This is a genomic window from Tardiphaga sp. (genome assembly GCF_044336785.1).
Lineage (GTDB): Bacteria > Pseudomonadota > Alphaproteobacteria > Rhizobiales > Xanthobacteraceae > Tardiphaga.
In genome coordinates, this window is the sequence record NZ_JBIIOT010000053.1 from 1 (window position 1) to 14,247 (window position 14,247).

Annotated in this window: 13 protein-coding genes and 1 pseudogene; 4 read left to right on the forward strand and 10 right to left on the reverse strand. The window is 60.2% G+C overall.

Features of this window, described 5'->3' with window-relative positions; all coding sequences use genetic code 11:
* Positions 1 to 421 (reverse strand): annotated as a pseudogene (locus ACIQ2A_RS15820) (hypothetical protein); the annotation flags it as partial.
* Positions 422 to 587: 166 nt separating this feature from the next.
* Between ACIQ2A_RS15820 and ACIQ2A_RS15825 the strand changes: the two are divergent.
* Both ACIQ2A_RS15825 and ACIQ2A_RS15830 read left to right on the forward strand, forming a co-directional pair.
* Positions 588 to 1,559 carry a lysylphosphatidylglycerol synthase transmembrane domain-containing protein gene (locus ACIQ2A_RS15825; RefSeq protein WP_398480811.1) on the forward strand — a complete coding sequence of 324 codons (972 nt, stop codon included), beginning with the start codon at positions 588 to 590 and terminating at the stop codon, positions 1,557 to 1,559.
* A 260-nt stretch (positions 1,560 to 1,819) separates the two neighbouring features.
* On the forward strand, positions 1,820 to 2,944 hold the full coding sequence (locus tag ACIQ2A_RS15830; RefSeq protein ID WP_398480884.1) for an AGE family epimerase/isomerase: 1,125 nt from the start codon (positions 1,820 to 1,822) through the stop codon (positions 2,942 to 2,944).
* Here ACIQ2A_RS15830 and ACIQ2A_RS15835 read toward each other — a convergent pair.
* The 3 genes from ACIQ2A_RS15835 to ACIQ2A_RS15845 all read right to left on the reverse strand — a co-directional run bounded on the left by ACIQ2A_RS15835 (position 2,938) and on the right by ACIQ2A_RS15845 (position 5,842).
* Positions 2,938 to 3,834, reverse strand: coding sequence for an FkbM family methyltransferase (locus tag ACIQ2A_RS15835; protein ID WP_398480816.1), 897 nt, complete (start codon positions 3,832 to 3,834; stop codon positions 2,938 to 2,940). The genes ACIQ2A_RS15830 and ACIQ2A_RS15835 overlap by 7 nt on opposite strands.
* Positions 3,835 to 4,049: 215 nt before the next feature.
* The gene (locus ACIQ2A_RS15840) at positions 4,050 to 4,517 is read right to left on the reverse strand and encodes a GtrA family protein (protein WP_398480818.1); all 468 of its coding nucleotides are present in this window, start codon (positions 4,515 to 4,517) and stop codon (positions 4,050 to 4,052) included.
* A gap of 101 nt (positions 4,518 to 4,618) precedes the next feature.
* The gene (locus tag ACIQ2A_RS15845) at positions 4,619 to 5,842 is read right to left on the reverse strand and encodes a phenylacetate--CoA ligase family protein (protein ID WP_398480821.1); all 1,224 of its coding nucleotides are present in this window, start codon (positions 5,840 to 5,842) and stop codon (positions 4,619 to 4,621) included.
* 69 nt (positions 5,843 to 5,911) lie between these two features.
* Between ACIQ2A_RS15845 and ACIQ2A_RS15850 the strand changes: the two genes are divergently transcribed.
* The gene (locus ACIQ2A_RS15850; RefSeq protein ID WP_398480823.1) at positions 5,912 to 6,553 is read left to right on the forward strand and encodes a TVP38/TMEM64 family protein; all 642 of its coding nucleotides are present in this window, start codon (positions 5,912 to 5,914) and stop codon (positions 6,551 to 6,553) included.
* Here the strand turns inward: ACIQ2A_RS15850 and ACIQ2A_RS15855 are convergent.
* From ACIQ2A_RS15855 to ACIQ2A_RS15870, 4 genes are all read right to left on the reverse strand, one after another.
* Positions 6,550 to 7,386 (reverse strand): ABC transporter ATP-binding protein, encoded by an 837-nt coding sequence (locus ACIQ2A_RS15855; protein ID WP_398480825.1) that lies wholly within the window; start codon positions 7,384 to 7,386, stop codon positions 6,550 to 6,552. The genes ACIQ2A_RS15850 and ACIQ2A_RS15855 overlap by 4 nt on opposite strands.
* A gap of 160 nt (positions 7,387 to 7,546) precedes the next feature.
* Positions 7,547 to 8,827: an ABC transporter substrate-binding protein gene (locus tag ACIQ2A_RS15860; protein WP_398480827.1), complete on the reverse strand. Its 1,281-nt coding sequence runs from the start codon at positions 8,825 to 8,827 to the stop codon at positions 7,547 to 7,549.
* Positions 8,828 to 8,878: 51 nt separating this feature from the next.
* Entirely contained in the window at positions 8,879 to 9,952 is a 1,074-nt protein-coding gene (locus ACIQ2A_RS15865) for a branched-chain amino acid ABC transporter permease (protein ID WP_398480829.1), read from the reverse strand.
* A gap of 3 nt (positions 9,953 to 9,955) precedes the next feature.
* Positions 9,956 to 10,849 (reverse strand): branched-chain amino acid ABC transporter permease, encoded by an 894-nt coding sequence (locus tag ACIQ2A_RS15870; RefSeq protein WP_398480831.1) that lies wholly within the window; start codon positions 10,847 to 10,849, stop codon positions 9,956 to 9,958.
* A gap of 83 nt (positions 10,850 to 10,932) precedes the next feature.
* Here ACIQ2A_RS15870 and ACIQ2A_RS15875 point away from each other — a divergent pair, with 83 nt between their 5' ends.
* A complete protein-coding gene (locus tag ACIQ2A_RS15875; protein WP_398480833.1) occupies positions 10,933 to 11,340 on the forward strand; it encodes an endonuclease domain-containing protein in 408 nt (135 codons plus the stop codon).
* 101 nt (positions 11,341 to 11,441) lie between these two features.
* Here ACIQ2A_RS15875 and ACIQ2A_RS15880 read toward each other — a convergent pair whose 3' ends face one another.
* Together ACIQ2A_RS15880 and ACIQ2A_RS15885 are read right to left on the reverse strand one after the other, a co-directional pair.
* Complete coding sequence (locus ACIQ2A_RS15880; RefSeq protein ID WP_398480836.1) at positions 11,442 to 13,370, reverse strand: long-chain fatty acid--CoA ligase; 1,929 nt, start codon at positions 13,368 to 13,370, stop codon at positions 11,442 to 11,444.
* Positions 13,367 to 14,188 carry an ABC transporter ATP-binding protein gene (locus tag ACIQ2A_RS15885; RefSeq protein WP_398480838.1) on the reverse strand — a complete coding sequence of 274 codons (822 nt, stop codon included), beginning with the start codon at positions 14,186 to 14,188 and terminating at the stop codon, positions 13,367 to 13,369. The genes ACIQ2A_RS15880 and ACIQ2A_RS15885 overlap by 4 nt, the downstream gene beginning before the upstream one ends.
* Positions 14,189 to 14,247 lie beyond the last annotated feature (59 nt).

The following is a 14,247-nucleotide window of genomic DNA, read 5'->3' on the forward strand; positions in this document are numbered from 1 at the left end:
AAACGCCTCGCGCCGCTTCGTAGGCGGCCGGCTGTGGCTCGTATTCGCTTTGTCTAGAGTAAAAGGTGAGGTCCATAGATTGATATCCAAGCAAATCCGGCACCGACATGTCGAAGAAGAAGAATTTGGTGACACCGCTCCGCTCAAGATAGTATTTTGCGCGTTCCTGCAGTCCATCGGCTTTCACATTGAGGGCTAGAGGCAGATCACAGTTGTACTTTCTATACAGTTCCAAGAACTGAGCAAAAGTCATTGGATTAGTGTACTGGATATCATGCGCGATAACGACATCGCCACCGAAGTCGCGTAGGTCGGTCTCGACCCCGAAGCCCTCCGCAAACGATCTTTCAAACGCATCGCGAGAGTTCTGTTCTGCCTTGCATCGCCAGTAGCCTCGGTGGCTAATAAACATAGGCTTCATCGGTCACTTTCGCATCTTATTTAGTTTGGTTGGCAGGCTCACTTCCTGGATTAGCATCGAATCACGGTGGAAAGCTAAAATTTGGCATCACTATGATTGCGGAGCTCGCTGCACCCTTTGTATAAGCGAGTCACGGAAAAGCACAGCGGATACGACAGTTTTGCAGATGAAATACATAATCCTTTTTTGCAAGCTTCTTCTTGCTGGAGTATTGTTTGCGTTTTCAATCCGCCAAATTGACGTGGCCCTAATATTCGATTTTGCTCAGTTTGAATGCATCAGTTTCTTGTGCTTGGTTTGGTTTATAAATCAAGTTTTGTGCGCGTATAGATTGAAGATTCTTCTTGCAATTGTAGATTGTCGTTTATCCAGCTGGGATGTCCTCAGAGTCACGTTCCTTGGTTTCGCGGTATCTAGTATTTTGCCGGGTCTTGTCACAGGAGACGTTTTTAAGGTTGGCCTAATTCGTTGGCGAAGCAACGTTTCGAAAATCGGTGAGATTTCTGCTGTTGTGATGGCTGATCGAATATTCGGTTTGGCGGCGCTGATCGTGATGTCGTGCGCGCTCAGCTTCCAGGCCGATTTAGATCACTCTGGGCCAGCAGAATACATCGTCGTGATCGTGCGAATGCTGACCGTGTTGCTTTTTTTGGGGTGCGCGATCGCCCTTTTTGCACGTGTTCTTTTGAGAAGGCTAGGAGTGGCCTATGCCAATACAAGATTGGCATTAGTAATAAATCGGGTTGCTCGATTTCTTCGCGTTCTTACTCGCTTTCTGTCGACTCCGGTAATGATGGCCCAGGCTGCTCTAATCAGCACGTTGACTGTAGTTCTTTTAGTAGCAGGTCAAGCGTCGGTGGGCAGCGTCGCGACCATTCAGCTCGGCGATGCGCCCAAGTTTTTGATTCAAGCGTTTTTAGCGCCAGCTTCGTTAGTGGTCTCGTCGTTCCCGATCTCGCCGGCAGGCGTTGGGGTAGGGCAAATAACGTTAAAATCGCTTTACTCGATTTTTGAACTTCCAATTGCCGCCGGTGTCCTTGTCGCGACGTTGATGCAAGCCAGCCAAATCATAGTCGCCGTCATAGTCGGTTCAATTTGTATGCTCAGTTTTGGACGCCAGAACGTCATACGACGTTAGTATCGGGTGATAAAACGTTGATGCGATAGCGGAACCAAATCAATATTTGCTTTGAAGTCTTCGTTTTTTTGACAGTGGTGGCCTGCAAAAGCGTAATATCAGTGGGTGCGGACATGCAGACGTCACATTGACTGTCGTTTACTTGGTCGCTGCTGTCACCAGTTCGCCCCAATCGCTTGGTTTGTTTCTTCCCACTGTGGAACTGCAATAATGGCGAGGTATCTATGAGTGAATATAAGCGCAAGGGTATTCGTGCCTCGATGCACCCTGCGCTCGTTAGTTCGAAAGCGTTGATGACGGAGGCATTGTTTGTTTGGTCGGGGGTGGGGTGGGATGTCCATGGCACTAGCTTTGTTGAGCGCCTCTCCGCCGTCGGAGTAGCTGATCGCGTTGCTCCCCGTCGCGTTCGCGTTCAGGCGCGCCAAATCTACTGTTTCGCCAAAGCCGCTCATCTGGGTTGGTATCCCGACGGTGCCGCCATCGCCCGTAAAGCCCTCGGCTCCCTTCTGGTCAAGGCCAAATCTCCCGACGGCCGCCCTGGCTTCGTCCACATTCTCGCTCCCGATGGCTCCGTCCTCAATCCGCTCCGCGACACCTACGATCACGCCTTTACCCTGCTGGCGCTTGCGACCGTATATCAACTCGATCGCGACATGCGCGTGCGCGCCGAGATCGACAGTCTTATGCACTTCATCGACACCCAGCTGCGCTCGCCCGATGGCGGCTATGTCGAGGGTATTCCGGCTGCCATGCCGCGACGCCAGAATCCGCAGATGCACATGTTCGAGGCCTTCATTGCGGCCTTCGATGCCACCCACGATCCCGCGTTCCAACAGCGCGCAGGTGATATTTTCGGGCTGTTCGTCTCGAATCTGTTCGATGCCAAAACCGGCATGCTTGGTGAATATTTCGAGCAGGACTGGTCGCGCATCGAGCCGGTCAGCGTCGAGCCGGGGCATCAGGCCGAATGGGTCTGGCTGCTGAAGCAGTTCGAGCGCATTACCGGCTGTCCGACCGGGAAATATCGTGCGGTGCTGCTGGAATCGGCGTTGCGCTATCACGATGCCACCGGCTGTCTGGTCGACGAAGGCGATGTGCACGGAAACGTCGTCAAATCGACGCGTCGGTTGTGGCCGCAGACCGAGATCATCAAGGCTTGGCTGGCGCAGGCCGAGTCCGGTGTCGAAGGCGCTGCGGATGAGGCGCGTGCCGCATTGGCGCGGCTGGACAAGCACTATCTCCAGCATCCCGTCAAAGGTGGCTGGTACGATCAGTTCGATGCCGAGGGAAATTCGCTGGTGGATACGATCCCGGCGTCGTCTTTCTATCACATCCTCTGCGCGGTGGCCGAAGCCGATCGCGTGCTTGGGGCAGAGGCTCAATAGGTCTTGCCGAACAGCGAGAACGGCGGCGCGTTGCGGAGGCGCTCGGCGACGAAATCGAGATCGCGGACGAACATCTCGTCATGCGTGCCGCCGGGCTTAAGGCTGCGTGTCGCCGGATCGTAAGCCACAGGGGCAAAACCGTGGCCGTGCAGGTGCGCGCAGATGCCATCGACGGTTTCGCCATAGCGCTCGATCAGGCCATTGATCTCCACCATCACGACCTTGAAGGCGGGGTTGGCAAGGATGCGCGGAGCACCGCGCAACACATGCATTTCATAGCCTTCGACATCGAGCTTCAACGCACGCGGTTCGCGATCGCCGACAATGTCGTCGAGACGGCGCTGCGGGACATTGGTGCCGCCGGCCTGCACCACATGGTTGAGCCCGTGCTGGCCCACGGACAGTGTCAATGTCCCTTCGATGTCGCCCAGCGCGGCATTGTGCAGTTCGATGTCGTCGTCGAGGCGGTTGAGGCGCACATTGTCTGACAGCGTGTGGAACGTGTCGGGTGCCGGCTCGCAGGCGATCACCTGGCATCCCGTGCTTCTGGCTGCGAGCAGGCCGTAAATGCCGATATTAGCGCCGGCATCAAGCAGAAGATCGTTCGGGCGCAAGAAGTGGCAGAAGAAGCTCATATTGCTGAAGTCATAGAGCTGATGCAGATACAGGCCGGTGGCAAAATTGCTCTGATTAGGCACGATGATCTGCAGGTCATTCGGGAGCGGCAGTACCACTTTGCGATCGATCAAAGCGCGCGTCAGATTCCATCTGACATAACGCAACAAGGTCTTCGCTCGCGTGCCGTCGTTGAGCGGGTGTTGCAGGATTTCGTGCAAGACGTTCAGCCGCTGCTGGCCGAGCTTGAGATATCGAACGAGTCGAGATGTCATGGCCGGCTTTCATCCTCTTGCGCGTCATGATTGACGGTGTCTCGCGACGAAGCTTGAGAAGCGCGATGGTTCCTGTGTTGCCGGAAAAGGCGAATGCCCGCTAGGAATTGCAGGGATCGGTCATCCTGTCAGCTACAACAAGGCGAAAGCGTTAAGATCGCTGCAGTGGTCGGCACGGTCGGTAGATATGTCCGCGTGTTGATGCCTGACAATTTTCAGGCGCGCGGCTTCGTCCGAAACACAACGAAATGCGACATGGCAAAGTTCACGACAAAGGCCGTGAAGATGGCGCAAATCTTCGCCGCGTAAACCGGCATGACTTTTGAGAGCAAGAGTAGCGTTGCAGTATTGGTGATCATGCCGAGCAGGCCTGACGCTGCGAAGACGGAATAGTCTTTCCAGCGCAGCACACGGCCGGACTCTGCCCGGAATGTGATCATCGTGTTCATGACATATGAGCACGACACCGCCACCATCCATGCGATCACATTGGCCAGCGCCAGGGGGATGTCCAAAACTCCGTCCGCGATGGCAAAGGCGGACGTGAGAAAGGTTTTCAGCACCTGATAGGCTATGCTGAACACGCCGAAATCGATGACCGCATTGGCGACGCCGATGACGCCGAAGCTGATCATCTTGGCCACTGTCGGATGACGGAGCCAGGTTTCGGCAGTTTGCAGCAATTTCAGCATCCAGATGGGTCGCGATCTTCGGAACTCGGTCGCTGCTTAGCAGGATCGGCGCGCGAAGTCCGGCCTTTTTGTGGGAGCAGGGCAACTCCGCGCTAGCCGCCGCGTTCGTCGGCGATCACCTTCCCGTCATTGGGCAGCGAGCCCAGGGGCGCCAGTTCCACCGTTCCGCCGAGCTTGGTGACCGTCCGCAGGGTGATGGAGACAGCTTCCTGCAGGACTGCGTCGTCCTTGGCCTCGGCTTTCAGCACCATGGCGTCGCTCTCGCCGGCGCGGGAGACCACCAGCCGGAGGCGGCCGAGCTCCGGATGCCGCTTGCCGATCTCCGCGATCTGCTCGGGGCGGACGAACATGCCTTTGACTTTTGTCGCCTGGTCGGCGCGGCCCATCCAGCCCTTGATCCGCATATTCGTCCGTCCGCAGCCGCTGGGGCCGGGCAGGGCAGCAGTCAGGTCTCCCAGAGCGAGCCGGATCCAGGGATGATGCGGGTCCAGCGAGGTTACGACGATCTCGCCGACATCGCCGGCGGCCACGGGATCGCCGGTGCCGGGGGCGACGATTTCCAGGATCAGGTCCTCGTTGACGATCAGTCCGTCCCGGGCCGAGCTCTCATAGGCGATGACGCCGAGATCGGCGGTGGCGTAGGCCTGATAGGCGTCGATGCCCCTGGCCTTGATGTCGGCCTGCAGGGAGGGCGGGAAGGCGGCGCCGGACACAAGCGCCCTCTTGATGGAGGAAACGTCGCGCTGGGCCTTCCCTGCGGCGTCCAGGAGGATCTTGAGGAAGTCCGGGGTGCCGGTATAGGCGGCCGGGCGATAGGTCTCGATCAGCTCCAGCTGCTGGTCGGTATTGCCGGGGCCGGCCGGGATCACTGCACAGCCGAGTGCGCGTGCGGCACCGTCGAAAATCAGGCCGCCGGGGACGAGGTGATAGCTGAACGTGTTCAGCACGATCTCGCCGGGCTGGAACCCGGCGGCGTGGAGCGCGCGGGCGCCGTGCCAGGGGTCGGCCTGTTTCGATTCGGGCTCGAAAATCGGCCCGGGGGAGGTGAACAGCCGGCCGAACGAGCCCGGATGCGCCGCTACGAAGCCGCCAAAGGGGGGCTTGGCCTTCTGCAGGGCCGGGAGATCCGATTTCCGCAGCACCGGCAGTTGCGCCAGCGTCGCCGGGCTGACGATGGCGGGCGGATTGATGCCTTTCAGATGTTCAGCATAGGTCGGCGCCTGCATAGCATGGCGCAGCACATCGGGCAGTCGGGAGAATAGATTGGCTTGGCGGTGCGATGGATCGCAATTCTCTAGGCTGTCGAAGTGGCGCATCTGGCTTGTCCTGGTGGTTGCGACGTCGCGGTCGTTCCTTGGCCTGGGCTGTCGTGCTACGGGGACATCATGTCGTCAGACCGTATCGTCCATTGGCTCGAGAGTTTGGGCCATCTTGATCTCCATGCAGCATGCGTATTGGCGGCGCTGGTGGTGCTGTCGTCGTTCGTGCCGTTTCCGCGCACCTTCGTGGTGATCGGCGCGGGTGCTGCATTCGGCTTGAAGTCGTTGGTGGTGATCATGCCGGTGGCCGCTGTGGCCTCGGTTCTGGCCTGCATGCTGGCGCGCTATGTGGCGCGCGGCTGGGTGGAGCGGCAGATGGAAAGGCGAGCCACGTGGCGCGCGATCGCGCAGGCCGTGAATGAGGAGGGCTGGCGCATCATGGCCTTGATGCGCTTCTTCGGCCCGATGCCGAATTCGGCGCAGAACTATCTGTTCGGCCTCACCAAGATTGGCCTGCTGCCCTACACGGTGATCACCACCATCTGCACCATGCCGCAGCTGGTGCTCTACACATATCTCGGCGCATCCGGCCGCGCGCTGCTGCTGGAAGAAGGATCGTTTCTCAAGCGCGCGATGATCATCGTGGCGGTGCTGACCATGGTCGCCATCGTGTTCCTTGTGTCCCGCCGCGTGCGCGCGATCCTGGCGCGAAAGACCGGTGTGATCTGCGCTGGCTCCGTCTGCGGCGAGCAGGTCGTGCAAAACTAGAGCCACCGTTTCCGCCGCTTGAAGCTCTTGAGGTTCTTGAAACTCTTGCGCTGGTCGCCGGCGCCGCCGAGATAGAACTCCTTCACGTCCTCATTGTCGCGCAGCTCGTCGGCAGTGCCGTCGAGCACCACCTTGCCCTGTTCCATGATGTAGCCGTGGCTTGCGACCGAAAGCGCAGCGCGGGCGTTCTGCTCGACCAGCAGAATGGTCACGCCGAGATCGCGATTGATCTTCTTGATGATGGCGAAGACTTCCTTCACCAGCAGCGGTGACAGGCCCATGGATGGCTCATCCATCAGGATCATCTTGGGCCGCGCCATCAGCGCGCGGCCGATCGCCAGCATCTGCTGCTCGCCGCCGGAAAGATAGCCGGCGAGGCCGGTGCGCTCCTTCAGCCGCGGGAAGTACTCATAGACCATGTCGATATCGCTGGAGACCTCGTTGTCGCGCCGCGTGAAGGCACCGAGGCGGAGATTTTCCAGCGACGTCATGTCGGAAACGATGCGGCGGCCCTCCATCACCTGGAAGATGCCGCGGCGGACGATCTTGTCGGGATCGGTACCGTCGATGCGCTGGCCATCGAACACGATCTCGCCGCGCGTGACCTCGCCGTCCTCGGTCTTGAGCAGGCCGGAGATCGCCTTCAGCGTGGTCGACTTGCCGGCGCCATTGGCGCCGAGCAGCGCGACGATGGCGCCCTTCGGCACCTCCATGCTGAGGCCGCGCAGCACCAGGATGACGTCGTCATAGACGACCTCGATGTTGCGGACATCGAGGAGGGGGGCGGTGGCTGCTGGCGAAGATGTTCGGCTCAGCTCAGCGATTTCAGTCATGTGGCTTTATCCAACAGATCCAACGCGGCACATTGCTTCTCCCTTTGTCATCACCCGCGAAAGCGGGTGATCCAGTAACCGGCGGCGGCGGTGTTCAACCGCGATGCCGGTGTCTACTGGGTCCCCCGCTTTCGCGGGGGACGACAGTCAGGCGTTCAAACTACCACCCATGCCATTCCGGCTTGCGCGGCAGATCCACTGTCTTCACCTTCTCGAGCTTGATCGTGCCCTTCGCCATCAGGTCGTTGAGATCGCCATCGGTCGATCCCGAGACCTTAGAGCGGTAGAGATCGACCTTCGTTGTTGGGCGATGATCTTTGTCAGTCCAGGTCGAAGGATTGCAGACGCCCTCCATGCCGGCGGGCACCCAATCCTTCTTCTGATAGAAGCCCTTGGCCACGTTCTCGCCACCGGTGCCGCCGTTTTTCGCGGCCCATTCGATCGCTTCCTTCATGTAGAGCGAGGTGCAGATGCCGGCGATGTAATGCACCGGACGATAGATCTTGCCCGAGGGGTCGGAGATCTTTGAGATCTCCTGCACCGTCTTCATGCCCGGCGCATTGCCGCCCCAGCCCACGGCCGTACGCAGCGGGAAGATCACGCCGTCAGCCGCGTCACCGGCAGCTTTCGCGGCATTCTCGTCCATGCCCCACACATTGCTCATGAACTGGACATCGACGCCGGCCGCCTTGCAGGCCTTCATCACAGAGATGTTCGAAGCAGCAGTATTGCCGAGATAGGCATAGTTCGCGCCGGCGCTCTTCAGGCTGAGGCACTGCGCGCTGTAGTCACCCGGCGAGAGTGCGAAGACGAGTGGCGGCAATACGTCAAAGCCGAGTTCGGCGGCGAGCGCTTCACCCGCAGCCTTCGGCGCGTTCGGATAGGGATGATTAGCGCCCATATGGACATATTTGGGCTTGCCGGTCTTGCCCTTGGCCTTCCAGTCTTCGGCTGCCCAGGTGAGTTCGGCGCGCAGCGCGTCCGAATAGCTCGGGCCGTAGAAGAAATTATACGGCGCAGGCTTTGCCTTGCCGCCGGCGCCGGTCGGGTCGGTCAGCGCTGCGGAGTAGGAGCCGGAGATGTCCGGGATCTTGTCCTGCGCGAGGAAGCCCGTCAGCGCTTCGGTGTCGGCCGTGCCCCAGCCCATGATGGCCGAGACCTTCTCGCCGCCCGACCACTTCTTGTACAGCGCGATCGCGCGCGGCACCTGATAGCCGTAGTCGTTCGAGTCGAGATTGACCTGCTTGCCGCCGATGCCGCCATTCTTGTTGATCCAGGCGAAGGTATCGACCACGCCCTGGCCATAGGGCGTGCCGACGTCGGAGGTGCCGCCGGAATAATCGGCGAGATGGCCGACAGCGATCTGCGCCTGCGCCGATGCGGAAGCGCCTGCAACGAGAAGAGCGAGTGATGCAGAAGTCAGAAATGATTTCATCGTCATGAGCATTCTCCCGGTGTTTTATGTTTTATGGTCTTGAGCAGTCCGCCGTCCTCAATGCGAGAACGGGTAGAGTTTCCAGTAGGCCTTGATCTGTCGCCATCGATGCGCGAGCCCGTCCGGCTCGAACACGAGGAAGGCGATGATGATGACGCCGATGGCGATCTCGCGCAAAAATGTGAGGTTGTTGTTGAGCGCCAGCGCCTTGTCGATGACGCCGCCCTTCAGCTCCATGCTGATCCATTCCATCGCTTCCGGCACCAGCACCACGAAGGCGGTGCCCATCAGCGTGCCCATGATCGAGCCGGTGCCGCCGATGATGACCATGGCCAGGAACAGGATCGAGCGCTCGATGCCAAAACCTTCATTTGAGACGACGAGCTGGTAATGCGCATAGAGCGCGCCGGCGATTCCAGCGAAGAAGGCGGCGAGGCCGAAGGACAGCGTGCGATATTTGGTGAGATTGATGCCCATGATCTCGGCGGAGAGATAATGGTCGCGCACCGCCACCAGCGCGCGGCCATCGCGCGAGCGCATCAGATTGGTGACCAGCAGATAGCTGACGACGACGTAGGCCAGCACTACGTAAAAATACTGCCGGTCGCCGCGGAGCACATAGCCGAAGATCGAGAACGGTTCGGCCATCGCCGGTACCGAGCCGCCGGAGAACCATTCGGCGCGGGAAAAGAAGTCGATCAGGATATATTGGGCGGCCAGCGTGGCGATGACGAGATACAGACCCTTCAGCCGCGCGGCTGGCAGTCCGAAGATCAGGCCGACAATCGCGGTGACGATGCCGGCCAGCGGGATCGCGAAGAACACCGGGATCGACGTCTTATTGGAAATATAGGCCGAGGTGAAGGCGCCGAGCAGGAAGAAGGCGGCATGGCCGATGGAGATCTGGCCGGTGAAGCCGACGAGAATGTTCAGTCCGAGCGCGGCGATGCCATAGATGCCGATCTGGATCAGGATGCTGAGCCAGTAGTCGCTTAACATTAGGGGCGCGAGACAGGTGAGCGCGATGCCGAGGATCGCAAAATTGCGGCTCGTTTTGGTCGGAAAGATCGTGGTGTCGACCGCATAGGAAGAGCGGAAGTCACCGGCGGGGAGGAGTGTGGAATTGGCCATGGCTTACACCCGCTCGATGTCTTTGGTGCCGAACAGGCCGTAAGGCTTGATCATGAGAATGATGATGAGCACGTAGAACGGCGCGATCTCGTAGAGATTGCCCCAGTGCAGATATTCGCTGTCGATGAACTGCGCGAAGTTTTCCAAGAGCCCGATGATGATGCCGCCGACCACGGCGCCCGCGATGGAATCGAGGCCGCCGAGAATGACGGCCGGGAACACCTTGATCCCGTAGATCGAAAGCCCCGACGACACGCCGTTCACGACAGCGACGACGACACCGGCAACGGCGGAGACCATGGCCGAAATCGCCCAGGCCATGGCGAACACGGTCTTGACGGAAATGCCGAGCGATTGCGCCACCTGCTGGTTGAACGCCGTGGCGCGCATCGCGAGGCCCCATTTCGAGACCTTGAAGAACCATGCCATGCCGAACATCATCAGCACGGAGACCACGAGGCTCATCACATAGACGGTCTGGATCTGCAGGCTGCCGATCGACACCGCCTGGCTGGTGAAGACGCGCGGGAACGGCTGCGGGCTGACGCCATAGATCCATTTCAGCGCCGCCTGGAATACCGCCGAGAGCGCGATGGTCACCATGATCACCGAGATGATGGGTTCGCCGATCAGTGGCCGCAGGATCACGACCTGGATGAGGATGCCGAAGGCGAACATGAAGACCAGCGTCATCGGCATGCCAAGCCAGAACGGCACCTGGTATTTGGTCAGCAGCGTCCAGCACACCCAGGCGCCGATCAGCAGCAATTCGCCTTGGGCGAAATTGACGACCTGCGTCGCCTTGTAGATCAGCACGAACGACATCGCGACCACGCCATAGAGCGTGCCGACCACGAGGCCGTTGACGAGAAGCTGGAGGAGAAATTGCGTATTCATGGCTGAGGCCGCAGTGCTAACCTCTCCCCGCTTGCGGGGAGAGGTCGACCGGCGAAGCCGGGCGGGTGAGGGGGAGCTTCCACATGCGCGGGGCTGATGTGGTGCGAACGGCACGTTCCAGGCGACTGCGGCACGCGTCCACGGACGCCGAGACAAAGCTCTGGAACAAGCTGCGCTCGCGTCAGATCGACGGCTATAAATTCGTCCGGCAGGAGCCTATCGGGCCCTACACGGTGGACTTTGTCTGCCGTGAGCAACGGTTGATCATCGAGGTTGATGGCGGCCAGCACGCCGAGAGCGCTTCGGATGTCGTGCGAGATCGATGGCTCGTCGATCATCGCTACCGCGTGCTGCGCTTCTGGAACAACGATGTCCTTAGCAATATCGACGGGGTGCTCGAAGTCATTGCGATGGCGCTTGCGGAGGCTCCCCCTCACCCGGATCGCAAGGGCGATCCGACCTCTCCCCGCAAGCGGGGAGAGGTTAGCTAGAGCCGAGGCGGCGGCGCGCGTTAACCTCTCCCCGCTTGCGGGGAGAGGTCGACCGGCGAAGCCGGGCGGGTGAGGGGGGCTCTCAACGACGCACCGAACCATCATTCCGCTGCCTCCATCCGCGCAGCAGCGCCCATATCCACCACCTTCAGCTTCGTGCGGATGCGCTGCGATGTCCCATCCTGAAACCGGATCGTCGTATCCACGGGAATCTCGCTCTTGCCGCCATAGATGCCGTCGATGATGTCGGCATATTTCTCGTTGATGACGTTGCGGCGGACTTTTCGCGTGCGGGTCAACTCGCCATCGTCGGCATCCAGCTCCTTGTACAACAGCAGGAACCGCGAGATGCGCTGCGCCGGTGGCAGCGTCGCATTGACGGTCTCGACCTCCTTCTGCAGCAGCGCATAGACCTCGGGCCGCGAGGAGAGATCCGTGTAGGTCGTGAACGACAGCCGGTTCTTCTCCGCCCATTTCGAAATGATCGAGTAGCGGATGCAGATCATCGCGGCCAGGGCGTCGCGGCCTGCGCCGAGCACGACGGTCTCGGCCACATAGGGCGAGAATTTCAGCTTGTTCTCGATATATTGCGGCGAGAAGCGTTCACCGCGCGCGGTCTCGGCGAGGTCCTTGATGCGGTCGATGACGACGAGTTGCTTGGCCTCGTTGAAATAGCCGGCATCGCCGGAATACATCCAGCCGTCGCGCATGTCGGCGGCCGAGGCTTCCTCGTTCTTGTAATAGCCAAGGAACATGTTCGGGTGCTTCACCACGATCTCGCCGACGCCTTGCACGTCGGGACCGCGGACCTCGATGGCGATGTCGTTGCCCATGGCGATCCCTGTGGTGTCGGGATCGACGGCATCCGGTGCGTGCAGCGTGAAGGCGCCGAGCGTTTCGGTCTGACCATAGAGCGTGCGCAGCGGCACGCCCATGGCGCGGAAGAACTTGAAAGTATCCGGACCCAGCGCTGCGCCGCCCGTGGCGGCCGAACGCAGGCGGGTAAAGCCGAGACGGTCGCGCAAGGCACGGAACAGCAGCGCATCGGCGACGACCGAGCGCTTGCCCTCCGCCAGCGCATTCAGCCCGGTCTTCATGCCCAGCTCATAGAGGCTCTGCTTCAGCGGCGAGGCGTCCATCACCCGCGCGCGGACATCCGCCGCAATGCCCTCCCAGACGCGCGGTGCGAACAGCACGAAGGTCGGCGCGATCTCGCGAAAATCGTTCATCATGGTGTCGGCCTGTTCGACGAAGTTGACCTTCATCCGCGACAGCAGGCCTTTGCCCAGCGCATAGACCTGTTCCATGATCCAGGGCAGCGGCAGTACCGAGACATATTCGTCATCCGGTCCCTTGGGATCGAATGAGAGATAGACCGCGCAATGACCGAGCACGCGGCCGGCGGCCAGCATCGCGAGCTTCGGGTTCGACGTCGTCCCCGATGTCGTGCAGAGGATCGCGACATCCTCGCCACGGGTGGCATCCACCATCTGGTCGTACAGGCTCGGTTCTTTTGCTGCGCGATCACGGCCCATCTGGGCGAGCTTGTCGGCCTCCAGCAGGCGCGGATCGTCATATTTCCGCATGCCGCGCGGATCGCTGTAGACGATGTGCTTCAGCGCAGGCACGCGGTCGGCGAGGGTGAGCAGCTTGTCGACCTGTTCCTCGTCCTCGGCGAAGACGATTTTCGCCTCGCCGTAGTTCAGGAGATAGGCGGCTTCCTCATCCAGCACGTCGCGATAGAGGCCGAGGCTCATGCCGCCAATGGCGTGAGCTGCGATCTCCGCCGACACCCAGTCCGGCCGGTTGTCGCCGATGATGCCGATGACGTCGCCCTTGCCGATACCGAGCGCGACCATGCCGAGTGAAAAGTTCTTCACCCGGTTGTGGTAGTCATCCCAGGTGAACTCGCGCCACAACCCAAAATCCTTTTCGCGCAGCGCAATCTCTTTGCCATGCTCTTTGGCATTCAAACGGAGCATTTTGGGATAGGTGTCTGCCTGTTTGACGCGGCCTGCATAGTCCATCATGCGGCGCTCTCCGCGGTCACCGGTGCATCATCGGGATCGACCAGCAGCTCGTCTTCCTCGCCGAGATAAGCGCGCTTCACATGAGGATCGTCGAGCACGGCGGCGGGATCGCCCTCGGCGATCTTGCGACCGAAATCGAGCACCATCACGCGATGGGAGATGTCCATCACCACGCCCATGTCGTGCTCGATCATCATCACGGTCATGCCGAACTCTTCATTGAGGTCGACGATGTAGCGGGCCATGTCCTCCTTCTCTTCGAAATTCATGCCGGCCATCGGCTCGTCGAGGAGGATGAGATTGGGCTCCAGCGCCATGGCGCGCGCCAGTTCGACGCGCTTGCGCAGGCCATAGGGCAGGGTGCCGGCGGTGGCCTTGCGCACGCTCTGCAGGTCGAGGAAGTCGATGATCTCCTCAACCTTGCGGCGGTGCTCGAGCTCTTCCTGGCGGGCGCCGGTGAGCCAGTACAGCGAGCCGGTGAAAAAGTTGTTCTTCAGGAGGTGATGGCGGCCGACCATGATGTTGTCGAGCACGCTCATGTGGTGGAACAGCGCGAGGTTCTGGAAGGTGCGGCCGATGCCGATGCGCGGCCGCGCATTGGTGTTGAGATTGGTGATCTCCTTGCCGCCGTAGAACAGCTGGCCTTCGGTCGGCTTGTAGCGGCCGGAGATGCAGTTGACGATGGATGTCTTGCCGGCGCCGTTGGGGCCGATGATGGAGAACAGCTCGCCCTGATTGACGGCGAAGCTCACATCGGTGAGCGCGCGCACGCCGCCAAAGCGCAATGATACGCCGCGTACTTCCAAAGCAACCGTCACGCATGCCCTCCCAGATACGGCGCTTGGCGCGCTCTTTATCCCGTCCACGGTAACCACCG